Source organism: Treponema denticola (assembly GCF_024181645.1).
GTDB classification, from domain to species: domain Bacteria; phylum Spirochaetota; class Spirochaetia; order Treponematales; family Treponemataceae; genus Treponema_B; species Treponema_B denticola_A.
Genome location: NZ_CP058624.1, coordinates 1725177 through 1750820, shown reverse-complemented (window position 1 = coordinate 1750820; position 25644 = coordinate 1725177). Strand labels below are relative to the sequence as shown.

Annotated in this window: 24 protein-coding genes; 20 read left to right on the top strand and 4 right to left on the bottom strand. The window is 39.6% G+C overall.

The genetic code is table 11. The features are described 5' to 3' along the window. Nucleotides 1-27: 27 nt before the first annotated feature. From glmL to HO345_RS08180, 16 genes are all read left to right on the top strand, one after another. Nucleotides 28-1407 carry a methylaspartate mutase accessory protein GlmL gene (glmL, locus tag HO345_RS08255; protein ID WP_253682477.1) on the top strand — a complete coding sequence of 460 codons (1380 nt, stop codon included), beginning with the start codon at nucleotides 28-30 and terminating at the stop codon, nucleotides 1405-1407. Nucleotides 1408-1581: 174 nt separating this feature from the next. Next, the gene (gene rpmF / locus HO345_RS08250) at nucleotides 1582-1770 is read left to right on the top strand and encodes a 50S ribosomal protein L32 (protein WP_002670496.1); all 189 of its coding nucleotides are present in this window, start codon (nucleotides 1582-1584) and stop codon (nucleotides 1768-1770) included. Between the two features lie 12 nt (nucleotides 1771-1782). After that, complete coding sequence (gene acpP, locus HO345_RS08245) at nucleotides 1783-2019, top strand: acyl carrier protein (RefSeq protein ID WP_002670497.1); 237 nt, start codon at nucleotides 1783-1785, stop codon at nucleotides 2017-2019. Nucleotides 2020-2042: 23 nt separating this feature from the next. Continuing rightward, nucleotides 2043-2783, top strand: a complete 741-nt coding sequence (gene rnc / locus HO345_RS08240; RefSeq protein WP_253682476.1) for a ribonuclease III — start codon at nucleotides 2043-2045, stop codon at nucleotides 2781-2783. Between the two features lie 284 nt (nucleotides 2784-3067). Then, nucleotides 3068-3508: an Hsp20/alpha crystallin family protein gene (locus HO345_RS08235; protein WP_010696488.1), complete on the top strand. Its 441-nt coding sequence runs from the start codon at nucleotides 3068-3070 to the stop codon at nucleotides 3506-3508. Nucleotides 3509-3607: 99 nt separating this feature from the next. Next, entirely contained in the window at nucleotides 3608-4456 is an 849-nt protein-coding gene (locus HO345_RS08230) for a hypothetical protein (RefSeq protein WP_366796379.1), read from the top strand. Nucleotides 4457-4462: 6 nt separating this feature from the next. Then, entirely contained in the window at nucleotides 4463-5809 is a 1347-nt protein-coding gene (locus HO345_RS08225) for a CCA tRNA nucleotidyltransferase (RefSeq protein ID WP_010696492.1), read from the top strand. A gap of 78 nt (nucleotides 5810-5887) precedes the next feature. Further along, nucleotides 5888-6448: a helix-turn-helix domain-containing protein gene (locus tag HO345_RS08220; RefSeq protein ID WP_010696494.1), complete on the top strand. Its 561-nt coding sequence runs from the start codon at nucleotides 5888-5890 to the stop codon at nucleotides 6446-6448. Between the two features lie 299 nt (nucleotides 6449-6747). Next, the gene (locus HO345_RS08215) at nucleotides 6748-6972 is read left to right on the top strand and encodes a hypothetical protein (RefSeq protein ID WP_253682474.1); all 225 of its coding nucleotides are present in this window, start codon (nucleotides 6748-6750) and stop codon (nucleotides 6970-6972) included. A gap of 88 nt (nucleotides 6973-7060) precedes the next feature. Next, nucleotides 7061-8518, top strand: coding sequence for a methylaspartate mutase subunit E (locus HO345_RS08210; protein ID WP_253682473.1), 1458 nt, complete (start codon nucleotides 7061-7063; stop codon nucleotides 8516-8518). A gap of 71 nt (nucleotides 8519-8589) precedes the next feature. Further along, nucleotides 8590-9828 carry a methylaspartate ammonia-lyase gene (locus tag HO345_RS08205; RefSeq protein ID WP_253682472.1) on the top strand — a complete coding sequence of 413 codons (1239 nt, stop codon included), beginning with the start codon at nucleotides 8590-8592 and terminating at the stop codon, nucleotides 9826-9828. A gap of 243 nt (nucleotides 9829-10071) precedes the next feature. Next, a complete protein-coding gene (locus HO345_RS08200) occupies nucleotides 10072-11007 on the top strand; it encodes an ABC transporter substrate-binding protein (RefSeq protein WP_253682471.1) in 936 nt (311 codons plus the stop codon). Next, a complete protein-coding gene (locus HO345_RS08195) occupies nucleotides 11007-12026 on the top strand; it encodes a FecCD family ABC transporter permease (RefSeq protein WP_253682470.1) in 1020 nt (339 codons plus the stop codon). The genes HO345_RS08200 and HO345_RS08195 overlap by 1 nt, the downstream gene beginning before the upstream one ends. A gap of 5 nt (nucleotides 12027-12031) precedes the next feature. Next, nucleotides 12032-12811 (top strand): ABC transporter ATP-binding protein, encoded by a 780-nt coding sequence (locus tag HO345_RS08190; protein WP_253682469.1) that lies wholly within the window; start codon nucleotides 12032-12034, stop codon nucleotides 12809-12811. Between the two features lie 499 nt (nucleotides 12812-13310). After that, complete coding sequence (locus tag HO345_RS08185; RefSeq protein ID WP_253682468.1) at nucleotides 13311-14396, top strand: LysM peptidoglycan-binding domain-containing protein; 1086 nt, start codon at nucleotides 13311-13313, stop codon at nucleotides 14394-14396. A 74-nt stretch (nucleotides 14397-14470) separates the two neighbouring features. Continuing rightward, a complete protein-coding gene (locus tag HO345_RS08180; RefSeq protein WP_253682467.1) occupies nucleotides 14471-16537 on the top strand; it encodes a flagellar assembly lytic transglycosylase in 2067 nt (688 codons plus the stop codon). A gap of 20 nt (nucleotides 16538-16557) precedes the next feature. Here HO345_RS08180 and HO345_RS08175 read toward each other — a convergent pair whose 3' ends face one another. Both HO345_RS08175 and HO345_RS08170 read right to left on the bottom strand, forming a co-directional pair. Beyond that, nucleotides 16558-18039, bottom strand: a complete 1482-nt coding sequence (locus HO345_RS08175) for an ATP-binding protein (protein WP_253682466.1) — start codon at nucleotides 18037-18039, stop codon at nucleotides 16558-16560. Nucleotides 18040-18345: 306 nt separating this feature from the next. After that, nucleotides 18346-19101, bottom strand: a complete 756-nt coding sequence (locus HO345_RS08170; RefSeq protein WP_253682465.1) for an SIR2 family NAD-dependent protein deacylase — start codon at nucleotides 19099-19101, stop codon at nucleotides 18346-18348. A gap of 92 nt (nucleotides 19102-19193) precedes the next feature. Between HO345_RS08170 and HO345_RS08165 the strand changes: the two genes are divergently transcribed. Then, on the top strand, nucleotides 19194-19886 hold the full coding sequence (locus HO345_RS08165) for a PrsW family intramembrane metalloprotease (protein ID WP_253698681.1): 693 nt from the start codon (nucleotides 19194-19196) through the stop codon (nucleotides 19884-19886). 32 nt (nucleotides 19887-19918) lie between these two features. Here HO345_RS08165 and truA read toward each other — a convergent pair whose 3' ends face one another. Continuing rightward, entirely contained in the window at nucleotides 19919-20725 is an 807-nt protein-coding gene (gene truA, locus HO345_RS08160; RefSeq protein ID WP_253682463.1) for a tRNA pseudouridine(38-40) synthase TruA, read from the bottom strand. Next, complete coding sequence (locus HO345_RS08155; RefSeq protein ID WP_253682462.1) at nucleotides 20725-21600, bottom strand: DUF2225 domain-containing protein; 876 nt, start codon at nucleotides 21598-21600, stop codon at nucleotides 20725-20727. The genes truA and HO345_RS08155 overlap by 1 nt, the downstream gene beginning before the upstream one ends. A gap of 247 nt (nucleotides 21601-21847) precedes the next feature. On the opposite strand from HO345_RS08155, the gene HO345_RS08150 reads away from it, so the two are divergent. From HO345_RS08150 to HO345_RS08140, 3 genes are all read left to right on the top strand, one after another. Further along, nucleotides 21848-22876 (top strand): nucleoside-triphosphatase, encoded by a 1029-nt coding sequence (locus HO345_RS08150; protein ID WP_253682461.1) that lies wholly within the window; start codon nucleotides 21848-21850, stop codon nucleotides 22874-22876. Then, a complete protein-coding gene (rdgB, locus tag HO345_RS08145; protein WP_253682460.1) occupies nucleotides 22791-23375 on the top strand; it encodes an RdgB/HAM1 family non-canonical purine NTP pyrophosphatase in 585 nt (194 codons plus the stop codon). The genes HO345_RS08150 and rdgB overlap by 86 nt, the downstream gene beginning before the upstream one ends. 97 nt (nucleotides 23376-23472) lie before the next feature. Next, a complete protein-coding gene (locus tag HO345_RS08140) occupies nucleotides 23473-25572 on the top strand; it encodes a methyl-accepting chemotaxis protein (RefSeq protein ID WP_253682459.1) in 2100 nt (699 codons plus the stop codon). Nucleotides 25573-25644 lie beyond the last annotated feature (72 nt).

Below are 25644 nucleotides of genomic sequence, written 5' to 3'. Positions count from 1 at the left end.
AAGAGCCGGTTTTAAGATTTACTCAAAATGAACTGCTATTTATTTGTTGACTTTGGAAGTACAAATACAAAAATAACTCTTGTAGATATCGAAAAAGAAGACATAATCGGTACGGCAAAGTCTTATACTACTGTTGAAACCGATGTTATGACAGGCTATAATAATGCCCTTGAGCTTCTGCACAAAAAAACCGGAACGGATTATACGGTGGTAAAAAGCCTTGCCTGCTCCTCGGCGGCAGGGGGATTAAAGATAATTGCCATCGGCCTTGTGCCGGAACTTACAAGCGAGGCGGCAAAAAGGGCCGCCCTCGGTGCCGGAGCCAAGGTAATTCATACTTACAGCCACAATCTCAACAAGAGCGAAGCTGAGGCTATCGTAAACTCAAATGCGGATATAATTCTTTTGGCGGGAGGCACAAACGGCGGCGATTCACGCTGTATAATCCACAATGCAAAGATGCTTGCAGATTACGGAGTACGGGTTCCTGTCGTTGTTGCAGGCAACAAGAGTGCCGAAGACGAAATAATCGAAATCTTTAAAGACAAGGTAGAGTTTCACTTGGCCGAAAACGTAATGCCGAAGATAAACAAGCTCAATGTTGAAAGTGCCCGAGAAACAATCCGCAGCATCTTTATGAATAATATTGTGCACGCAAAGGGTATGACCCATGTCGAAAGTAATATAGATAATATCCTGATGCCGACCCCTGCTGCCGTCCTAAAGGCAGCTCAAACCCTGTCTGAGGGTACTGAAAATGAAGCCGGTTTAGGAGATCTCATTGTCTTGGATATAGGCGGGGCTACAACCGATGTTCATTCCGCTGCGGAAGGAGATCCGACCCAAGGCTCTGTCTTTTTGTACGGTCTCCCTGAAGCCTTTTTAAAACGCACTGTAGAAGGCGACCTCGGTATGCGTTACTCACTTCCGACCGTAGCCTCGGTGCAAGGGCCTCACGGGCTTAGACACTATCTTCCAAAAGAATATAAGTACAATATTGAAGAAGAAGTCAAAAAACGGAATGAGCACACCGATTTTATTTCTGAAAATGAAAAAGACTTGGCCTTTGATTGTGCTGTTGCCAAGGTTTGTGCCGATGTTTCTATGGGCCGCCATGTCGGGGTTTTGACTCCGGTTTATACCGGTTGCGGTGCCAGCTTTCAGCAAGAGGGAAAGGATTTAACTCAGCTGCGTTATATAATAGGAACGGGCGGAATTTTGGTTTATAACTCCCATTACAAGGAAATTATGGAGGCTTGCAAATTCCGTGAGGATGATCCTTTTAGCTTAAAACCTAAAAATCCCCAGTTTCTTCTTGATAAGGAGTATATACTATCTGCTATGGGGCTTTTGGCTACCGAAGATCCCGATCTGGCTATAAGGATAATGAAAAAACATTTAGTATAAAGTTGAATTTTGTGAAATATTTCGGATTTTATACTATTTTATCATCTTTTCAATTTTGTATTGACTTTTTACCGGTTTTAGTGTAGAATAAACACTTAATTATGTGAACGGCCGCATAATGGTGCGGCAGATACGCTTTTTTAATTTTAGATATTTTGTAGTGGAGGATTGAGTATGGCTGTACCAAGAGCGAATACATCAAAAGCTAGAACAAGACGCCGACGCGGTGTTAATATGCGTTTACAAGCGCCAAATCTTGTTGAGTGTTCCGGATGCGGTAACCTGATTATGCCTCATCATGTATGCCCCAAATGCGGGTTTTATAAAGGCAAGCAGGTTATTAACCCCGATAAATTAGACTAAAGGAGATAGTTTATGGATGATTTATTCAAAAAGATTCAGCAATTAATTGCAGCAAAGTTGGAAATCGATGAAGACAAGGTTACATTGGATTCTTCATTCCGACAGGATTTAGGTGCCGATAGTCTTGACACCTATGAACTTGTTTATGCTCTCGAAGAGGATATGGGTATTAAGATCCCGGACGAAAAGGCAAATGAGTTTGAAACTGTACGTGACGCCTATGAATTTATCAAATCTCAGCAAAAATAAGTTTTGTTTTAAGGAGCAGCTCTTTGTTTCCGATAAAAAGCGGTCTTGAACCCAAGAGGAAGCAGGAGCTCCTTGAGTTCCAAAAGCAAGCGGGATTGAAATTTAAAGATCTACGCTTGCTTGATCTAGCCTTCCATCACAGGTCTTTTTCCAACGAACATAATAATTTTCACGCTAATAATGAACGGCTTGAGTTTTTAGGCGACTCCATCCTGGGACTGGTAGCGGCTTCCTACCTTTATAATTCTTTTGAAGATAAGCCGGAGGGGGAGCTCGCAAAGATAAAGGCTTCCGCTGTTTCCGAAGATGCTCTTTCAAAGACTGCTTCTAAACTGAATATAAGCAATTACTTGGTTTTAGGAAGAGGCGAAGAAATGTCCGGCGGAAGAGAAAAAAAGGCCATCCTTGCAGATGCCCTTGAAGCCCTTATCGGAGCCTACTATATTGATTCGGGTTTTAAAGCAGCTCAAAAATTTGTTCTAAGGCTTTTGGCAGCTACAATCACTTCGGTCTTAGAAAAGAAGTTTATAAGCGACTATAAATCCCTCCTTCAGGAATTGGTACAAAAGAAATTTAAAACGGTTCCCAAGTATGAACTTAAAAAGGCGAGCGGCCCCGACCATGACCGTACTTTTTGGTTCTCGGTTTCAATAAACGGTAAGGTTTATGGACCTCTTTCAGGTAAAACAAAAAAAGAAGCTGAACAGTCTGTAGCAAAAGTGGCCTATGAAGGCCTGTGTTCAGAGCTTACTGTGTCAAAATAACTCTATTTAAAATGAAATTTTGGCACACTAGTGCTTTTTGTCACGATTTTACTTATATATTTCTGTGTTTAAAAATCAAAAATCTGTTTATTTTAATCGGTTTAATTTTATAATTCTATATTCAATATGAAGTTATAAAATTGTGTCAAAAACTGTTCCTTTTCTTATAACTTGGCATAAAAATTGCTTGTATATAAGTGACAGCTTAAAAAGCCGGCTCACAGAGCCGCTCACAGAGCCGCTCATTGAGCTTAAAAGAACAACTTATAAGCAGGAGGTGCTTTATGAATAGTTTAAGTCTTTTTAGTCCGTCGTTTACGGACAGCGTATTTGATGCCCTTGATAGGAGCTTGGGTCCCAATTTTGGAGTTTTTGCTCCGATCAAGAATGCAAGCTGCGGAATGCCGAGTGTCGATATCCGCGAAACCGAAAAAGCCTATGTTATGGAAGTAGATCTTCCGGGTTACAGCGAAAAAGATGTTGAAATCAGCTTAAAAGATAGGCTTATGACAATCTCATCTTCCAAAAAAGAAGAAAAGGAAGATAAGGGAGCAGAGTACATTATAAAGGAGCGAAGTTCAAGGCATTTTATGAGGCGTTTTACCTTGCCTGAGGATATAAACTCCGATGAAGTTTCTGCAAAATTTGAAAACGGAGTTTTGGTTGTAAATATTCCGAGAAAACCTGATACCCAGCCAAAACAAATTGAAATCAAAACTGAATAAAAAAACTACCTCTTTTCACTAGCTTATCTGCGTCTTGCCTTAGGGCAGGGCGCAGTTTTTTTATAATGCTTTGTGTAAAAACTGCCGATAAAATTATCGATGGTTTCCGTATATAGACAATATGAAAATTCCAACTCCTCGGTTTTAACCAATTCGCTTTTGCGCAGGGAATTTCTTTACGGCCTAAAATTTTTTGCCGTACAAGAGAATTTTATGAGCGAGCAAGGAGCGGTATTGCGCATGAGGATTTCTTTGGCCTGCGTAGAAGCCAGAGCTGTAGTGATCGATGCCTATATTCAAACCGATGGGAACCTGTCATACCTCTTTGTTTTATGCTCATCGATTCTGCCTCCTCAAGTTTTTTCTGAAACCGTAAAAAATATTCTCCCTAATGCGGTTATTGAAGAATTTTATAAGACTCAGGCTGAAGGCTATTTGGAATCGGCCTCTCAAGAGGCGCTGAAAAAAAAGCCGATCCCGTTTTTTTCACCCGCAGGAGTAAATTCAGAAGCAAACCATCTTTTAGCTTCTCTTTTTATTGAGCATAGGGCTGTCCTTTTGGAGAACAAAAAAGGCGGTCTTTTGGAGCAGTGCTTAAAACATAATTCTAAAAGTCTTTTAAATGAGGCTTCCGAAATACGTAAATATTCTGCTGCAAATTTGGATGTAAACATTTTGTTGTTTCAAAAAGAAAATCTAATCCTTTCGATTCCGGTTTTTCAGATCAAAAAAATCGATAAGGATGTTTTTCAAAAAAAGTTTATTCAAATTTTTCCCGAATACGGAGGAAAAAAAATCTATGTAGATGATGTCTTTTGTATAAAAAACATAGATCTTTCCAAAGTAAATTTTACCAAAAGGTTGAAAAGGGGTATATATAGAATCACAATACCCGGTGCTAAGACGATCATGGAATTTAACCTTTTAGTTCCTTCGATGTATGAGTGAATCCCTATGCGCTATCCTGTTTCAAAAAAAATGAGTGAAATCGCTTCCGTTTTTTTTAATGCCGGTTTTTCGGCCTACCTTGTGGGCGGAGCTGTGCGGGATTGGTTTTTAGGAAAACCGTGCAAGGATTACGATATAGCTACCGATGCCGAACCCAAGGAAGTTCAAGCCCTTTTCCGTAAGACGATTCCTACGGGGATAGCCCACGGTACGGTTACTATTCTTTACAAGGGCGAAAAAATAGAATGTACAACCTTCCGCTGTGAGGCCGATTATTCCGACGGACGACGGCCTCAGAAGATTAACTATGTCCGTTCAATCGAAGAAGATCTAAGCCGCAGAGACTTCACTATGAATGCAATAGCAGTTTCTTTAAAGGACGGCTCCATTGTTGACCCTTTTGAGGGTGTAAAATCAATAAAATCAAAAACCGTTAAAACCGTCGGCTCTCCCCTTGACCGCTTTGGAGAAGACGGCTTGAGGCCTATCAGGGCAATCCGCTTTGCTTCACAGCTGGGCTTTAAGATAGAAGAAGAAACCTTAAAGGCAATTCCTTTAAGTATTGAAGTTTGCAAAAAAGTTTCGATAGAGAGGTTTCGGGACGAATTCGTTAAAATGCTTTTAAGTGAGCATCCTATAATTTCTTTAAGGCTTTTGGAAGATACGGGGCTTTTAAAAGTCTTTTTGCCCGAGCTTTCGGATTGCCGCGGGGTCGAGCAAAAAGGAATGCACTCCTTCGATGTGCTTGACCACAGCTTTTTAAGCTGCGATGCCGCTCCGCAAGATAATCCGATTGTGCGATTGGCTGCCCTTTTCCACGATATAGGAAAGGTAAGCACTAGGGAAAAAAATGAATACGGCGATTACACCTTTTATAAGCATGAGGCGGTTTCGGAAAAACTTACCAAAAAGATAATGCAGCGTTTAAAATTCCCGAATAGGGAAATTGAAGAGGTCTCTCATCTGGTGGGACTTCACATGTTTCATTATACGGAAGATTGGAGCGATGCTGCCGTCCGCCGCTTTATAGTCAGAGCCGGAGTAGAAAATATTCCGAATCTCTTCGATTTAAGAATGGCCGATGGTTTCGGCATGACAGGAAAGGCTCCCGATTTAAGCAATTTGGTTTCCTTTAAAAAAAGGCTTGAAAAAGTCATAGCCGAAGATTCTGCCCTGAGCTTAAAAGATCTGGCTGTAGGCGGCAGAGAGCTGATGGAAATCGGAATTCCTGCAGGACCTAAACTCGGCATAATTTTACAAAAGCTATTTGAAGCTGTTCTTGAAGACCCTTCACAAAATACCAAGCCTCAACTTTTAAAAATTGCGGAAGCAATAAATTCCAATTTGAGCTAATATATCATCTTCTTAACAAATCGACTGTATTTAAAAGTTATTATATAATGCCCATAGTAAAATTTAGGAGGGCTTTTTATGGGCAAAAGACCATCGGCAATCGTATTGACTGATGAAGAAACAGAGTATTTGGAAACGCAAACACGTATCAGAACGCTTCAAGCTCAAATCGTTACAAGAGCACGAATTTTATTGTTAAGAGCACAGGCTGCATCAATCGAGGCAATCGCAGATAAAGTAGGGCTTAACCGTTGTAGTGTGATGCTGTGCCTAAAAAAATTTCATGAAGGGGCGGTATTGACAACGCTCTTTACGCTGCCCCAGGTCGCGGCAGAAATACCGAAATTACTGATGAAGAAATTAATATCGCCTGTCAGAAACCTGTTGAGTTTGGGTATGCTGCTGAAACGTGGACATATTCCAAACTGGCTGCACATATTCATAAAACGGCGGAAGCTGCCGGATATACAAGGCTTTCTACCATATCATAAAAGCACTGTACATACGATTCTTTCCAATGCACAGATTAAACCGCATAAGATGCGGTATTATTGCGAAAATCGTGATCCTAACTTTGATCAGAGGAACTGGTCGTTCATTTGCTTTCCTATGATGAGAAGCCGGGCATACAAGTGCTAGCCAATACAACGGCTGACCTTCCACAACACATGGTTCTTGTCTGAACCTTGTGGAGAGCTTTTTCAGTAAATTAACGCGTCAATTTCTCAAAGGGGTTCAAGTAAAAACAAAGGATGAGCTGGTTGAGCGTATATATCAGTACTTCGAAGAAGTTAATGCAGAACCTGTCGTTTATCACTGGAAATATAAACTTGATGAAATACATTCTACTGAACAGCTGCTTGTCGAAACATTGCCTTTCGAATAGGTTGGTTAATTAAAAACTGTGTACTAGTGATAAATGGCTATATGACTCCTGTATGAAATATGAACATGGCAGGGCTTCATGTATAAGCGAAGGTTATCGAAAAGGCATTGAAGAAGGAATATTGCAGACAAATAAAAGGCAGACAAGAAGGCTTCTCCGATGGTGCTTACAAAAAGCTCTTGAAACGGCAAAGATATTAAAACAGCTCGGCGATTCTGCAAAAAAGATAATGCAAGTCACAGGTCTCACAAAAGAAGAAGTAGAAGCGATTAATTAATTGGTAATCGATAAAAACCGTATTTCCTCCTCTTGAAGCTATATAATCCTTGTGATACAATGGGGCACTATACTTTAGGAGCAAGAGTATGAGATGGAAAAATAAAAAAATACCCGAAGGGGAGTTTATGGAGATGCGAGAAGAAATTCTCCAAACATGGCCCACGGGAAAGGATGTTGACTTAAAAGAGTCTATCGATTATTTAAAGAAGATCCCGCCTGAAAAAAACTTTGCAATCAAACTTGAACAAGCGGACAAAGAAGGTATCACTACGGCCCAGCCTCGTGCCGGTGTTCCCCTTTTGGATGAACACATTAATCTATTGCAGTTTTTACAGGATGAAGGCGGTGCCGACTTTTTACCGAGCACCATTGATGCTTATACGCGTCAAAACCGATATGAAGAAGGCGAGGCCGGTATTGAAGCTTCAAAGAAGGCCGGCCGCTCTCTTATGAACGGTTTCCCTGCCGTAAACTGGGGTGTAGGCCCCTGCCGTCAGGTTTTGGAAGCCGTAAATCTTCCCTTACAGGCAAGACACGGAACCCCCGATGCCCGTCTTCTTTCAGAGATTATTCACGCCGGAGGTTATACATCCAATGAAGGCGGAGGAATAAGCTACAATGTTCCCTATGCAAAGGCCGTTTCAATCGAACACAGTATCATGTGTTGGCAATATGCCGACCGCCTTGTAGGATTCTATGAAGAAAACGGAGTTCACCTTAATAGAGAACCTTTCGGCCCTCTTACGGGAACTCTCGTTCCGCCTTCGGTTGCTATTGCAGTAGGCGTTATCGAAGCCCTATTGGCCGCTGAGCAGGGTGTAAAGAGCATTACCGTAGGTTACGGTATGTGCGGAAACATGACGCAAGACGTTGCAGCCGTTATTTCTTTAAGAGAAATTACAAAGGACTACATGAAAAAATTCGGCTACAAGGATATGTGCATCACCACGGTTTTCCATCAATGGATGGGAGGCTTCCCTGCCGATGAATCCAGAGCCTATGGTCTTATTTCCCTAGGAAGTACCACTGCCGCTCTTTCCGGAGCTACAAAGGTAATCGTTAAAACCCCGCATGAAGCTTTCGGTATTCCTACCAAAGAAGCAAATGCAGGAGGTATCAAGGCTACCAAAATGGTTCTAAACCTTTTGAAGGGACAGCGTTATCCCGATTCGAGAATACTCGCCCAAGAGATTGAGCTTATCAAGGCAGAAACAAAGTGTATTATGGACAGAGTCTATGAGATAGGAGGCGGCGACTTGGTTGAAGGCACTATCAAGGCCTTTGAAGCCGGAGTAATCGACATTCCATTTGCCCCTTCCCAGTACAATGCCGGAAAGGTAATGCCTGCCAGAGACAATGACGGATGTATCCGCTATCTAATGCCGGGAAATCTGCCCTTTACAAAGGACATTCTCGACTTTAACAGGGGAAAACTTGAAGAGAGAGCCAAGGCCGATAAGAGGGAGGTTGACTTCCAAATGTCGGTTGACGATGTTTATGCAGTAAGTTCCGGCGTTCTTGTAGGAAGACCGGCTAAACACTAAAATTATAGGAGATTCGATAAACATTCCGGCTTGAGATACAAGCCTCCATGTTTATCTAAGGAGTATTAAATATGAAAATTATTGATGTTGTTTGCGCAGAAGGCAAAACAGGTTTTTATTTTGATGACCAAAAGGCTATCAAAATGGGTGCAGGTCATGACGGATTTTTTTATACGGGGAAACCCGTAACCGAGGGCTTTACCTCAATTAGACAGGCAGGCGAAGCTATTTCCGTTATGTTTATTCTCGAAGACGGACAGGTCGCTTATGGAGACTGTGCTGCCGTACAGTATTCCGGAGCCGGCGGACGCGATCCTCTCTTTTTGGCAAAGGACTTTATTCCCGTAATTGAAAAGGATATAAAGCCCCTCTTTGTAGGAAAAGAAATTACAAACTTTAGAGAAATGGCTAAGACTTTTGAAGAACACAAGGTAAACGGAAAAAGAATGCACACTGCTTTACGCTACGGCATATCTCAAGCTATTCTTGATGCCGTTGCAAAGTCCCAGCATATAACGATGGCCGAAGTTGTTGTAAAAGAATACAAAACAGGCTGCCAAATAAAGAGAATCCCGATCTTTACCCAGTCAGGTGATGACCGCTACTTAAATGCCGATAAGATGATTATCAAACAGGCAGAAGTTCTCCCCCACGGTCTTTTTAACAATGTTGAAGAAAAAACCGGTAAAAATGGCGAAAAGCTCTTGGAATATGTTAAATGGCTTAAAAACAGGGTCGAAACTATGAGAACTTGCAAGAACTATAATCCTATTTTCCACATTGACGTATACGGCACAATCGGAGACTTTACCAATAACGATGTTCCCAAGATGACGGCCTATCTTAAAACACTGGAAGCTGCTGCGGCTCCTTTTAAACTTAGAATCGAAGGCCCCATGGATATGGGCGACAGAGAAAGGCAAATGCAGGTACTCGCAGCCCTCACAAAGAGCCTTGACGATAACGGCGTAAAGGTAGAGCTTGTTGCCGATGAATGGTGCAACACTCTCGAAGATATTCAGTACTTTGCCGATAACCGTGCAGGCCACATGATTCAGATTAAGACCCCCGACCTTGGCGGAATCAACAACACGATTGAAGCTATCCTTTACTGCAAAGAAAAGGGAGTAGGTGCCTATTGCGGAGGAACATGTAACGAAACCAACCGCTCGGCTGAAGTTATCGTAAACTGTTCTGTTGCAGCCGGAGCCGCCCAGCAGCTTGCAAAACCCGGTATGGGCGTTGACGAAGGCTACATGATCATCAATAACGAGATGAACAGAATCGTTGCCCTAGCCAATAGGAAGTAAGTTTTATTAGGAATTTCGATAAACAGTTCGGTAGAAATTTTGCCTGACTGTTTATCTATGATTATTTATTAGGAGTTTCGATAAACATTTCGGCTTGAAATACAAGCCTCCATGTTTATCTTCGAGTTTGCCTTGCAGGCAAACATCGTGTTATTGTATGTAGTTTTGCATTCTGCAAAACTACTCGAAAAAACTTTTTTCAGGATTTGATAATCTTTCAACAACTTTTTTAAGGAGGAAGTTATGAAGAATTTTAAGAAAATTTTCTTTGTGCTGGCCATGCTTTTGGCTGCCGGCACCATGGTTTTTGCAGGAGGAGCAAAAGAAGCAAGCCTTCCCTCGATTGATTTAACTATGGACAGGGCAGGTGCTCCGATTACCTTACCTGCAAAGGTAGAAAGAATCGTTTCGATGGCTCCGTCCACCACGGAAGTTCTAATCGATTTAGGTCTTGCCGACAAGATTATTGCTGCCGACACCAATACCCAAAAGGATGGGCTTTTAAAACAGGATATTCCGTATTTCGATATGATGAAGCCCGATGCAGAAAAACTTATCGCCCTAAAACCGGATGTAGTTTTTATCTCGGGGATGTCGAATGCAAAGGGAAATACGCCATTTTCTCCTTTAATTGATGCCGGTATCTGTGTTGTCAACATTCCTTCATCTTCGAGTATCGAGGCCGTTTATCTTGATATTGCATACATAGCTGCCGTCGTAAAACAGGAAGAAAAGGGTGCAAAAATTATTGCAAACATGAAAAAGGAAATTGAAGCTGTCCGAAAAAAAGGAGCCGCTATTGCTCAAGATAAAAAGAAAACCGTTTACTTTGAAATAGGGGCCGCTCCTTATATGTACAGTTTGGGAACAGGAACCTTTATCAATGAGATGATCGAAATTATCGGAGCTCAAAATATTCTTGCCGATCAAAAAAGTTGGATAGCCGTTTCGGATGAAATGGTTTTGGCAAAGAATCCCGATGTAATTTTGACCAATGTAAGCTATATTCCTAATCCGATTGATGAAATAATGGCCAGATCAGGCTGGGCTTCTCTTAAAGCCGTAAAGGGCAAAAAGGTTTTCGGTATTGATACAAATTCTTCTTCAAGACCTAACCATAACATTATAAAGGCCTTAAAAGAAATGGCTAAAGCCGTCTATCCCGAAATTTATAAATAATGAAACTTCAATTCAAGCTTGCAGGTTCGATTGCAGCCTGCATCCTTGTTCTAATCTTGGGGATAGGAATAGGCTCGGTCTTTGTTCCGCCCCAAGATATTATCAAAATCATATTTTCAAAAATAGCCCAAAAAGAAATTTACGGTATCGAATCGACCTTTGTTGCAATAGTTTGGAATGTGAGGCTGCCTAGGGTGCTGGTCGCTTTTTTGGCAGGCGGTTCCCTTGCCGTAAGCGGGGCCGTAATGCAAAGCATCCTAAAGAACCCATTGGCTTCTTCTTATACCATGGGCGTTTCATCGGGGGCTGCCTTGGGAGCTGCTCTGGTAATTTTGACAGGATTCACTCTTCCTTTAATCCCCGCTTTTACCCTTCCGTTTGCAGGCACTATTGCAGGTCTTCTTACAGTCTACGCCTCGGTTAAAGTTGCGTCCTTGGTTGATAGGAATTTTGAAAACTCGACGATTATTTTAACAGGAATAGTTTTTTCTCTTTTTATAAACGGAATTATAACCATAATAATCGCCCTTAATCGGGACGGAATGGCCCGACTGATATTTTGGCAGATGGGGAGCTTTGCAAGCCAAAATATAAAAAACTTTAACGTGTTATTGCCTATCTGTGCTGCCGGAACCTTGATTCTTACAGGGCTTTCACACGAGATGGATTTGCTTACCTTCGGCGAGGAACAGGCTAAGACTATAGGCGTCGATACAAAAAAAGTTAAATGGATTCTTTTGTTTTTAGCCTCAGCCCTTACGGGAACCGTAATTTCATTTGTAGGCATAATCGGTTTTATCGATTTGGTTTCTCCTCACATTGTGCGTAAGCTCGTTGGTGCAAGGCATAAGATAGTGATTCCTGTGTCCTTTTGTATAGGAGGTACTGCGATGGTTCTCTGCGACATGACGGCAAGAACTATTTTGTCCCCACAAGAGCTTCCGGTGGGTGCAATCACCGCCCTCGCAGGTGCTCCGTTTTTTTGCTATGTCTATTTTAAGGGACGGAGGAGGGCTTAACTTTTATGGACTGTCCTTTAATAAATGTAAAGTCGCTTTACGCGGGATATTCAAAGACTCCCGTTTTAAAAGATATTTCCTTTTCGGTTTTAAAAGGAGAAAGCCTTTGTGTTTTGGGCCCTAACGGCTGCGGAAAAACGACCCTCTTAAAAACTCTTGCCGGTCTTATCGGCTATTCGGGCGAAATTCTTTTAAAGGGTCAAAACTTAAAAAATATCAAACGTAAAGACATAGCAAAAAAAATAGCCGTTTTAAGTCAAGTTTCTTCTATATATTTTTCATATTCCGTTTATGATACCGTTATGATGGGAAGATATGTCCATAGAGAAGGCAGCTCTTTTCTTTCCGTTTCAAAAAAAGACAGGGAATACGTAGAAAAATGTTTAAGGGCTGTAGACATTTGGAATTTGCGTGAAAAGAAAATAGATGAACTTTCAGGCGGTCAGCTTCAGCGCGTTTATCTGGCCCGCACTCTTGCCCAAGAACCCGAACTTATCCTGCTCGATGAACCTACAAATCATCTGGACTTAAAGGCCCAAACCGAGCTTATTCTTTTTTTAAAAGAGATTTGCAAAAAAGAAGCTAAAGCCGTCATCGGTGTCTTCCACGATATAAACCTAGCCCTTCAATTTGCAGATAAACTTATTTTTTTAAAAGACGGCACCATACAAGCTTCAGGAAAAAAAGAAGAGGTTTTAACCGGAGAAATTTTACAATCCGTTTACGGAATGGATGTAGCCGAATGGATGAAAGATTCTTTTAATTTATGGCTTAGAGTTTTTTAGCTTAGAGGAATCTTTCTGTCAACCGTTTTTTATCGGCTTATTTCTTTGCAGCTATCTGTTCTGTTGCTCTGTTACCGTGTGTATTTCCTCACGTAAAAATCTAACCCAAATGGTTTGCTTTACTCACGTTCAAATCGGTTTATTCCCCTCGCGGCAAAAATTAAACCCTTTAAGGCGGCACCGCTCTCAAGTTGGACAAAGTTCCGGCTTGGGGCGGTTTTTGTGTGGATGCCGCAGGATAATCTTAAATTAACCGTTAAAAATTGATTTCCGCTGCTTGGATACTGTAAAAGTTTTTAATTATTTAAGATAATTTATCCGATAATATTATATGAGGTTTTGTTTTAAATTCATTGGCGTTTCAAATTTATTCGTGCGGAGGGTTTAATACCCCGACGCTTGCGTCGGGGTTGTTGATTGACAAGAACCTCTTTTACGGTTAAAATAGATATAATGCTATGAGCAATTATGAAACTTGGAAATTTTGCAGGAGGATATTATGGCTTCAAAAATAGGAATAAAACTTGCAGACGGGACATTTTTCCCAATTTTAGATGAAGATGCCCTGTTAGAGCAGTCTTTGGAATTGACTACGGTTAGGGATGATCAAGAAAGTGTTCAAATAAATTTATTTAAACAAGTTGACGGAACAGAGCCCGAATATATAGGCTCACTTATTGTAGAAGATGTTTCAACAGGAGCTGCAGGGGATCCTACCATAAACCTCAAAATAAAGCTTGATGAAGAAAAAAATCTTTCAGCAGAAGCAGTAGATGAGGGCTCAGGCTCACATCAATCTCTAAAAGTTTCCTTAAAAAACCTTGATGAGGCAAGTCTTGAAGGTCTGGATTTCGATTTCGCCTCGTTTGATGATTCTTTAACTTCCGATGATGGGCTTATAAATACCGATGATTTTATGATGCCTGATGAGTCTTCTTCGATGGAGGAAATGTATCAGGAAGAATCTAGCTCCGATTCTCAGCTTTACGTTCAGAATGAAGAAAAATCCGAAAAGAAAAAGACGCCTCTTTGGCTTATAATTATAATAATAATTCTTTGTATAACGGCCTTGGTCTTTGCCATTCTTCTTTTGACAAAAAAGATGCCCTTTGCCGATAAGGATAAAATAGCTTCCGCTCCTGAAAAGGTTGAACAGGTGCAAGAGCCTAAAAAAGATGTAAATGCGACAACCTCTAATGCTCCTAAAGAAAATGCAGAAGAAAAAGCCGCTGCAGAAGCCAAGCGAAAAGCTGAAGAGGAAGCTAAACAAAAGGCTGAAGCTGAAGCTAAAAAGAAAGCCGAAGAAGAAGCCAAGCAAAAGGCTGAAGCTGAAGCTAAAAAGAAAGCTGAAGAAGAAGCTAAACAAAAAGCTGATGCCAAGAAAAAGGCTGATGCTCAAAAAAAGACAAATGTAAATTCTAAGGGCGTAGTAAGGTACAAGATCAAATGGGGTGATACCCTTTGGGATCTATCAGAAACCTATTATAAAACACCTTGGCTCTATAAAAAAATAGCGGATTACAACAAAATCAAAAATCCGAACCTGATTATAGCAGGAACTTATATAGATATTCCGCCTAAGTAATTTTAATAAATAATTTTTACGAGGATAGCTTTATAACTTCCAAATTTATCCGCATTGCTTTAATATGGTTCTTTTTGTGCGTTTGTCTTTGCAGTGTTTCCTGTGCGGGCTCTTACGATAAAACGGAAGAAGCCCGCCTGATTGAGGACCTTTATTCGGAAAATTTTTACCGCTTTTTAAAACCTCAGCCCTTGGAATTAAAGAAGCTGTATAATACAGACCCTTCGTCCTTGTACTATATAGGTTTTGCCCTCCAAAAGGCAAGGGTAAGGGCTTCGGATAAAAAAATCTATGATGAATCGGCTAGGGCCTATTTTGAGTACGCAATAAAAAATGCTCCAATGCCATATAAAAAACTGGCCGATGATGCACTTTATTCTCTTTTATCCAATGAAGAAAAACTTACGCGTCTTGAAAAAAAACTTGCTTTACCCGAAGCTATCCAATTAGACAATAAATTAGACAATCAAGCAATAAAAGAAGAAATTCAAAAGCTCCTATTCCTATCGGGGAATTTTAAAAAAATGGAGCAGTCTTTACCTGATTATCTTAACGCACAAAAATTTGATGCAGAACTTATTGAAGGCCTAAAAAATATCGAAAAAAACAAAAATGAATTAAAAGGCTGCGGAGACGATTTTTTTAATATTCTAAAAGCAAGAAAGCTGACTTTTGAATCTCGGTTTAAAGATGCGTGGATTATTTTTAAAAGCTTAATGGAAGCCGAGGATAATCCATGCTTTGAATATAGGATGGTATTATCGGATGCAGGAAAAGCTGCCTTATCCGGTTCAACGGATTATGCTTCGGATACCCTCCTTTTTGAAAATAGGCTTGACTTTTATGAAAAAAAATCCGCAAAAAATTCCGACTATGCCGTACAAAAATACATGTATGCTTTTTATGCTGCCCGCCTGCGTCTAAAGATGGGCGGAAGGGAAAATACCGAAAAGGCTCTTTTACTTTTTAAAAAGGCTAAAACCTATCCGCCCCAACCTTACGATTATGACGTTGCCCTCTGGTACATCCTCGATATAGAAAAAAATAGGTCATTTAAGGTATTTTTGGAAGAACTTTGCTCATCGGCTCCTTCATGGAAAAACCCTGCGGTTTATGAAGAGCTGACAGCTCATGCCTGTATGAAGCTGGTTCTTTCCAGGGATTGGAAAGGCCTTGAAAAACTTCAAAAAGCCGTTCAAAAAACAAATCTTCTGACGGCACGAGCTCGGCTTTCTTATATTCTTGCACGTTCTAAAAAATCATCGGATGCAGAGTCTCAAAAGCTTTACCGTGAAGCCTATGAAAAAGATCATAATTCCTTTTATTACAGGCTTATGGCTGCTTACCAGCTTGGGCTTCCTATTTCCTCTTCCCCATACGGTAAAAATTATAAAAGAAAAAGCGGCAGCGGCTTTTCGGATGAAGAGACTGTTCAGGTTTTAAAAGGTTTTGTAAAATATAAACTTTATTCCCAACTGTACAATAAAATTACCGTTTTATATCCTCAGATCAGTACGGAAGAAGCGGTTTTCTTTTCGCAAGTTTTATCGGAAAACGGCTATTATGCCGACTCCATGAGAATTATGACCTTTGCGGTCAACTCCGAAGGTGCCGAATTTGGAGATGAACACTTAAAGTTGATTTATCCCCGGCCTTGGCTTGAGTCGGTTAAAAGATATGCGGCAGAATACAATTTACCTGAATATCTTTTATACGCCCTGCTTAGAAGCGAAAGTTATTTTAAGCCTGAGGTTGTTTCCCATGCGGGTGCGATAGGGCTTGCCCAGCTTATGAAGCCTACAGCTGCCGATATTGCCCGCCGTCTGAAGCTGGAAACTTATGACCTTAACAATCCCGATACAAATATCCGTTTCGGAGCCTTCTATCTTTCGGATATGGTAAACCGTAACGGCGGAAAAATTATGCATGCCCTTTTTTCTTATAATGCAGGTCCCAATGCAGTCAAACGCTGGGTAAGGCAGGCCGGTAATTTACCGACCGACTTATTTTTAGAAAGTCTTGCTTATGCGGAAACAAGGGGCTACGGCAGAAATGTGCTTGCCGCCGCTATTATCTACGGGCATCTATATTACAATAAAACCTACCGCGAAATTATAAAAGAGCTTTTTCCTGATATTTAACACTGGTATTCTTGTAATTCTTATTTTGAAAAAGCAAATTCAAAGCGTTCACACAGTTTTTTAAGCTGTTCTTCCGACTTTATTTTGAATCTTTTTAGCAAGGATTCAGGGATTTGATAGTAATCTACTTTTCCTTGTGAAAAATTAAGCATAAAGTCTGCAAAGCAAACGCTTTCAACTAAGTCCTTATGTTCTTCGGGTGCATTTTCAAAATTATCCTGATACCTTATTGTTACTACTATCGGCTCAGGGAAGTTCCATTTTTCTGCAAGAGTGGCGCCTATTTCGGCTTGAGCCATTCCGCTCATAATCATGTCCATAACTTGCGGAGGTATGTTCCTTTCGGCTTGAATTTCTGCAAGCTTTACGACTAATTCAGGATACATTGAGCCAAGGATAATCTTTCCAAGGTCATGGAGAAGACCGCAAATATAGGCATCGTCAACTACAGTCCGTTTTCCTGTAAGTTTTGCAACATTTAGGGAGAAAAAAGCCAGCCTATAAGCATTTTCCCAAATTTCCTTTTGCTCTTTTTCTGTTGTTTCCAATATTTTGATAGTTCCCATGGAGTAAAGCAGGTTTTGTATACCTCTCAAGCCAACGAACTTAACGGCTTCAACAATGTTCATACAGGGTTTTGAAAGACCGAAAGCCACGGAGTTTACGTGTTTTAGAAGGTCTGTTGCCAATCCGATATCGCTGCTTATAAGCTGTGCAATTTTTTGCATCTTTGATTCAGGATCATTAATAGCTCTCTGTATCTGCATAATATTTTCAGGAAATTGCGGTATTTCGTTGATATATTCTACAATAGCCTTTGTAAGAGGTTCCGCCTCTTTTTTTAACTCCAATCTTAGGGGTATTGTAACTCTGTTTATGGTAACGCCGTCTACAACATCTATTTGATAGGCCTTTTCATCCAGCCCCATTTTTTTGAGCATTAGAACCATTATTACAAGGCCCAAGCCGGCACCTTCCGTACTGTCCAAAACTTGAGTAAAGGCCTCATCCAATGATGAAAATTGTCTTGCTCTGACTATTTTATCAAAAATTCTCTTAAATTCTTGGCGGGTTAGGGCCGAGTTATTGCTTACTTCAAGGACTATATTGTCATTTTTAAGTTGAAGGGACAGCTTTATATAAAGACCGGCTTTTTTTTGAAGTTCCAGATAATGATCCATGTTTGAGATTGTATCTTCTTTAAAATCCTTCATTCCCTGTTCATAGTCTTCGGTATCGGAAATATTTAAGCCTCTTTCTTTAAAATAGACTCTCTTTGTATTGGCTTTTTTTGCATTTGTTGTGAGCTCATTTGTGTAATATACGATATAATCTGTAATATCGGTACAATGCAGCTGCTTTAAAAATTCCGATATAACATCCGTGATATAAACTTCAGTTTCTTTAGGCAAAGTATACGAAGTTATAGCGATAGGAACACCCAAACGTATGGCTGTTTCAATTTTTTCCGAATCAACGATTATTCTTTTATCTTTTTCCATAAGATACATCCTATCACATAAATAAAAAAAAATAAATACCTTTTTGGTTATTTATGATAAATTTATCATATTTTAACTATCGGCTTCAAGGTTTTAAATCTTAAATGTTTGTTTTATTTATAGATATAAAAAAAATCGCCCCGGGAGTATGCGGACCGGGGCGATTAAAATAGAGTATAAACCATTCACATATAAATACTTTTATGAACGCTTTACGCGGGTAATTTAGGATAATTACCCGCAATCTGTGCCTAAATATAAGTTACCATATTCTTACTTTTTTGTCAAGTGAATTTAGAAAAAAAATTATAAATTTTTTAATTTTTTGTCTATTTCTTCGAAAGTTTCTTCCAAATCTTCAAATAAAAGGTCTGTATATGTGTCAAATTGGGTAGGCTGATTGTTTACTATCGCTATTTTACCTCCGTTTCTTAAAGTATAGGCCGGAAGAGCCGCTGCAGGATAGACCAAAAGGCTTGTACCTAGAACCAGCATAAAATCCGACTTAGAAGCTTCCGTTTCTGCCTGCATCAGGGCTTTTTGAGGCAGGGCTTCTCCAAAAAAAGTTATGGCCGGTTTTATCGGGCTTCCGCACTTAGGGCATAACGGCACGGCTCCGGTTTTAGCTGTTTTTGCGGTTTCTTCAAATGTTTCAGTGTAGGAGCAGCTTATACAATAGTGAACCGATGGAGAGCCGTGTACCTCAATTACATTTTTGCTTCCCGCCTTTTGGTGGAGTAAATCAATGTTTTGGGTTATTACGGCTTTTAGAATGCCCCTTTTTTCAAGGTCTGCAAGGACGGTATGCACGATTGCCGGCTGCTTTTCTTCCAATCCGTAGATAAATTCTTTTGCCATTCCGTAATAAACCGAAGGATCCCTATAAAAGACGTCTATATCGAACATTTTTTCGGTATTCGGCTGTTTATAAAGGCCGTCCTTTCCCCTAAAGTCCTTGATTCCGGCCAAGGTGCTTATTCCGGCCCCCGTAAAGGCGACGAGGTGTTTTGCTTTTGTAATTTCCAAAAAAAGTTTGTCATAATCATTTTTTTCTTTATCCATAGTTTTAACCCCATATAAATATTATAAGGCATTTTTCTCTCAAAATAAAGACCTTGCCGATAAACCCCTTGAATTTAATTCTTTTTCAATGTATGCTTACAAATATGCAGATTGCAGCACTCATGTTTCTTTCTTTTGCACTTTCAATTATTTGGGCTTTTATTATTATAAGAAAAGAAAATTTATCGCTTAAACCATTATTATATATTTTTTTGTTTTCATTTTTTGCAGTCCTTATTTCAATTTTAATGCAGACTATCGTATATTTTTTGTCTCAGAATTTTTTAAAAACTACAGGATATGCTTACGGTATTCTTTTTGACTGTTTTATTCATTCTTCTCTGCCGGAAGAAACCGTTAAGGCCCTGCTTTTTTCTATTTTTGTAAAATTGCTTTGGGCGGATAAGATGAAAAATATGGATGAGATTACTCCGGCCCAAACAAGGGCGAACATAAGGATTCTGATGCTTTTATCGGTTTTTTACGGCTTAATTTTTGCCTCTTTTGAAAATCTTGCTTATGCAATACGCTATCCTGAAGCAATTTGGCTTAGGACATTTACTTCAAATATCTTACATGCATGTTTGGGTGTATATTATCTTGAAATAAGTATGGTTAAAAAGACGGGGAAGATTATAAAGCCTTTTCTTTTTACTTGGGGTATACATGGCCTTTATAATATGTTTTTCTCCATAGGCTCTTATTTTGTAATCTTCGGGATAGTTATTGTGTTTTTTGTTATTTCTAATGCGGTAAGCAGATATGACCGCTTTAAGAGTAATTAGCTTTATTCGTGCGGAGGGTTGTTGATTTTCTATTAAAAACTGTCCGGCGGTGTTTTGAGCAGGTCTTTAGGATATTCTATAGACCATAAAAAAAGGCCTTGGGGAGGCGCTGTGGGGCCTGCTTTTTCCCTCATCTTTGATTCTAAGATATCTTTAAAATCTTTTTTGGAAGCTCCGATTTCGTCTAAATGCAAAAGAGTTCCCACTATTGAGCGTACCATCTTCCACAAAAAGGCATTTGCACAAATTTCAAAAATAAGATAATCGTTTTCGATAAAAAAGACTGCCTTTTTGATATAGCGGGATTTACTTATACTTTGATCTCCGGCTGCAGAAAAAGCGGTACAATCCAATTCTCCTGAAAGGCAGGAGGCCATTTCGTTTAAGGCGGCTATGTCGGGGTATCTTCTTATGTGCCAAGTATAGGGCTGCTCGTGGGCAAATATTATTTTGCCGCATTTGATTTTATAACGGTAGGTCCTGGAAAGAGCATTAAAGCGTGCATGCAGGAGGGGGGACACTTCGGCGGCATCCATCACCCTTATATCCTTAGGCAGGATTGAGTTAAGGGCAGGTAAAAAATTTGAAGCCCTCATGCTTTTTATATCGCTAAAAAAGTTTACGGCTTGGCGGGCTGCATGAACCCCTGAATCCGTGCGGCCTGAGCCGTTTGTTTCGATAGGATGTTTATGAATTTTGGCTAAGGCTTTTTCCAATTCTCCTTGAACTGTCCGGAAGGTTTCAGCTCCTTTATTGGTTTGTTTTTGCCATCCGCAAAAATTTGTACCGTCATAAGAAAGGGTAAGGAGGATATTTTTTTGATTTTGGAAGATTTCCATTAATCTTCTACATCCTTCAGCTCTACCTTGAGAGTGTCATAAAGATTTCTTGCCGCTTCCAAAATCGGTCCCGGCTTATTTTTACTTGATTTACCTAGACCGAACATTTTTGCAAGGGCAAATTTGTGATAATCCAAGCGTTTTAAACGCATTTCCATGTCGAGCTTTTGGCCGTACTTATATTCAAGAAGGGCTGAAAGATAGATGATTCCGTCATAGCCGTAGTTTTTATCCACATCAGGGCCGAAAGATTTTAAGCCTGCTATTATTTCTTTTCCTGTCGATTCCAATTCAAGGGCTCGGCGGTAAAGGAAGGTCGCTTTTTGATAAAAAAGGTCTGAAACATATTTATAATTTTCTTCAGGGTATTTTTTGCCTAGCTCGTCAAAAAGCCATGCCGCTCTTATGGCACAGATGGCTTGCTTTATTGTGGGTGAAAATTTTTCTTCAAAGAGTTCATAGCATAAAATGGCAAGATAATAGGAAGCCGCTCCTTCGTTTAAGCCTCTGGATTTTGTAAAATCAACATTATGGAAAAGACCTTTTACTGCGTCATATCTTACTTCGGTATTTTCAAAAAGCTTTTCGATAACCGGACGGGAGGGAATTGAAAAATCTTGAGGAAAGGCCGTATAAAGACATTTGTGACAGACCGTTAAATTATATACGGTCGGAAATATTTCGCCGTATTTTGCTGAAGGTTCATAAAGCCTGCGTAACTCATCGGTAAGGTCTCCGGCGATTAAGCGTCCGCCGCCTGAGTGCAGCTCTTCTCTTTTAAATTTTGTACTGCACACCGGACACTGTATTTGTTCTTTTGAGTAAAAAGTTATACTTCCTGTACGGGATTCCTTTTCTGCTTGTTTTCTTATCATAATTTTCTTCTCCGCTTTTGATTATCGGCATTTTTTGTGTTTTGAAGACCGATAAACTCAGTCTTTTTATGGAAAATCTCATTTTTTTATTGATAATTTTTTGAGCTCTTATAAAAAAATTGAAAAACTCATTTTTCAAGGTTATAAAAACTAAAAAATATCCAAATCAATAAGCTTTTTCAAGCCGATGTTTTGCACTCTTTTTGCTTCTATAAAACATATAATTAAAGTTAAAGGAGATAAAAAAGTGAATTTCAGTTTAGAAAAAGGAGAGGAATTTGTCAAGTCCTACAATACCGATAAGGAAAATCCGGCAAGGAGACAAAAAGTTTTAATGTCTATCTTTGAGATGATTTATGTAAATTTGGAAAGTTTCGGTGTGTATTTTGCGGACGAAGATTTACGCAGTGATTTTTTACTTAAGTTTTATTATAAACTTCCTAGGGTTTTGGAAAACTATAATTCTTCACTGTCAAGTTTTTATACTTATTTAACAAATCATATTCGTTTTTATTATTTAACTTTTAAATGTAAAACCGTAAGGCACGAGATAAATGATACCGTTCTTGCAGACCAAGAAGGAGCAAGGTGGGAGTATCTTATGGGAGAATATGATTTAAATGAAAATTTTAATTTTTATGTGGCCGAGCCTGAACCGGCATATTGCGGTGTAAAAACAAAAGATGTAGGTTTGAAGAATCAAAAAAATCCTTCAAAAGAATCAATACATATGCGAGAACTTTATTTTAGTATGCCTTGTAAACATAGAAGAATTTTCTTGCTTGCGTGCAAAGCTTGTTTTTTTCTTGATGATGATTTGATCGATAAAATAGCTGCCGAAATTAAAATGGATTCATGGTTTCTATGTTCTATTCTTCATGATTTAAAGGCTGCTTGTTTTAACCGTTACGAAAAAATAAATTATTGTGTCGGTAATAGAAACAGGTATTACATAAAGGCTCAGCTTTTTAAATACCTTTTACTTAATACTTATAATACAAGAAGTCAGCTTAAAAAGATTTGTTTTTCATTAAAACATAACCGCCATTTATGGGACAAAACAAAAAGATTAAATAGAAGGCAGCTAAAGGCTCCAAGCAGTACAGATATAGGAAAATATATAAATGTATATAAAGGTACAATCGACAAAAATATTGCCAAGAGTTTAAAAATTTGGTATACTCAGCAGCATGAAAATATATCTGGCGTCCGGAAATGTAAACAAAAAAAGGGAAGTGCAGGAGCTTCTTCCATCTCATACGATTGTTTTGCCTAAAGATGAAGGCATAGAATTTGATCCTGAAGAAACGGGAAGTACTTTTTTTGAAAATGCTATGATAAAGGCAAAGGCCCTTTACGATATTGTAAAAGCTCCGGTTCTTGCAGATGATTCCGGTCTTTGTGTCGACTTTTTAAACGGAGCTCCCGGTATTCATTCCGCCCGATACGGTTCCCTTGAAGGAGAGCATGTTTCGGCTGAGGCCGGTATTAACAAGGTTCTTTTAGAATTAAAAGGGGTAAAAGAACGAAGTGCCCGTTTTGCTTGCTGTATGGTTTTTCTTTTGGACGAAAACCGTTTTTATTCGGTGCAGGAAACTTGTGAAGGCCGTATAACCGAAGCTTCATCAGGTTCGGGCGGCTTCGGCTACGATCCCATATTCTTTGTAGAGAAGTTCGGCAAAACCTTTGCAGAACTGACTTCTGAGCAAAAAAATTCTATTTCGCATAGAGGCAGGGCTCTTTTTTCGATTTCAAGATTTATAGAAAGTTCTTAACAACTATTTTTTATAGGGAATATTGGACATATTGATATATTTTATATTTTTGTATATATTTAAAGCATTAAAATATTGAATAGGATATAGAGGTAATATGAAAAATAAAAAGCATTTCTCAATACGAAAAAAATTATTGATTGTTTTCGGATTATTGATTGTATTGGGCGGAGTTATACAGGGTTCCGTATCGTGGTATACATTTAGAAAGACAATGATTAAAGATGTCGAAGAACGCTTAACGGATAAGGCTGCCGATATTGCTATCCTTGTGGAAAGCATAATAGATGTCGATTTTGAGTATTTAAGAGGCGTTGCCCGTATTCCCGATTTAAATGACGACAGTTTGTCATATCCTCAAAAATCTGCACGGCTGCAGCAGGAGCTCTCCTCAGACAATGACGGTGCTTTTTTAAATATATGCGACTTAAACGGCAATACATATTATATGGACGGAAGAGTAGTTTCGGTTGCAGACAGATATTGGTATAAGACGGCTCTTGAAGGAAACTATTTTATTTCGGAGCCCTATCTTTCTCCTGACACGGGCAAAATTCACGTCGTTTTTTCTTTGCCGATTTACAACAAAGACGGTGAAATTTCGGGTGTTATGTGCGCAGGGCTTCAAGGGCTTATTTTGTCGGAAGATATTAAAGATCTTGTTATAGGTAAAACCGGTTACTGCTACATGATGAGTAAAGACGGTACCATTATTGCGCATAAGGACAATAAGCTTGTTTCCGGTTTTGTCAATTATCAAAAACTTGCTGAAACTGATTCCAAATTGAAATCGATAGCGGAGTTTCAAAAAAAAGCCTTGCAGGACCAAGATCCGGGAGTAGGTTATTACACTCTTGACGGAGAAAAAAATATCGGCGCTTATGCAAAAATGGAAAGGAGCGGATGGACGATCGTTATACGGGCTCCTGTAAACGAATTCTTAATTTCGCTTAATACGCTGACACGCGCAATCATAATTTCAGTTATTATAATACTGCTTGTAACAATAATTATTTCGTTTATTATTTCTACAAAAATGGTAGGTCCCGTTAAGACTGCCGTAAATGTTCTTAGGGATATTGCCCAAGGCGAAGGCGACTTAACCGTTCAGCTTCCTCTTATCGGAAACGATGAGGTTACTCAGCTGTCGGAATATTTTAACGAAACAATCGAAAAAATACGTCTTTCCATTAAATCTGTAGATGTAAATGCCGGAACAATGCAGAATATCGGTGACGAGCTTGCAGGCAATATGACGGAGACTGCAAGCGCAGTAAACCAAATAAGTGCAAACGTTGAAGGTATTAAACAGCAGGCTATTAGGCAGGCGGCAAGTGTCGGTCAGACATCGGCAACCGTAGAAGAAATTATCAATACGATAAAAAAACTTGATGAGAGAATAGAACTTCAGGCATCCAGCGTTGCCCGTTCCTCTGCTTCGGTGGAAGAGATGGTTGCAAACATCGGCTCAATTACTCAAACTCTTGAAAAAAGCGATGATGCCATTAAAAACCTTGCAACGGCAACCGCCGACGGAAAAGATACCGTTTTAAACTCGAATACGATTACTCAAAAAATAGCTGAAGAATCGGGCAGCCTTTTAGAAGCTTCAAGTGTTATTCAGCACATTGCAAGCCAGACAAACCTCCTTGCGATGAATGCCGCAATTGAGGCCGCTCATGCAGGAGAAGCCGGAAAAGGGTTTGCGGTCGTTGCCGATGAAATAAGAAAACTCGCTGAGGACTCCGCTGCTCAAGGTAAGACCATTACCGCCGTCTTAAAAACCTTCAGCAACGAAATTGAAGTATTGTCGGCTTCTTCCAAAACCGTTGAAGAAAAGTTTAATACCATCTTCTCGCTTTCCGAAGAAGTAAAGACGATGAGTAATAGTTTAACCGAAGCGATGAGGGAACAGGAAAACGGAAGTAAAGAAGTGCTTGCCGCTATCCGCGACATCAATGCTGTAACGGTAGAAGTAAAAGAAGGTTCCGCCGAAATGTTAAGAGGCGGAGAGCAAACTGCCGAAGAAATGCAAAAGCTGGACGGTCTTACACGGGTTATTACCGACGGAATGAACGAAATGGCTGCGGGCGTTATCGAGATAAACAATGCTGTACAGGAAGTAAACGAAATTACTCAAAAAAATAAGATAAGCATTGAAAACCTTGCAGATGAGGTTAAAAAGTTTAAGATTTAAAAGGAAGCAGACTTAAAGGTGCCTTTTAAAATGCCTATTTACTTTTTTTTGATTATCATATATTATCAAAAA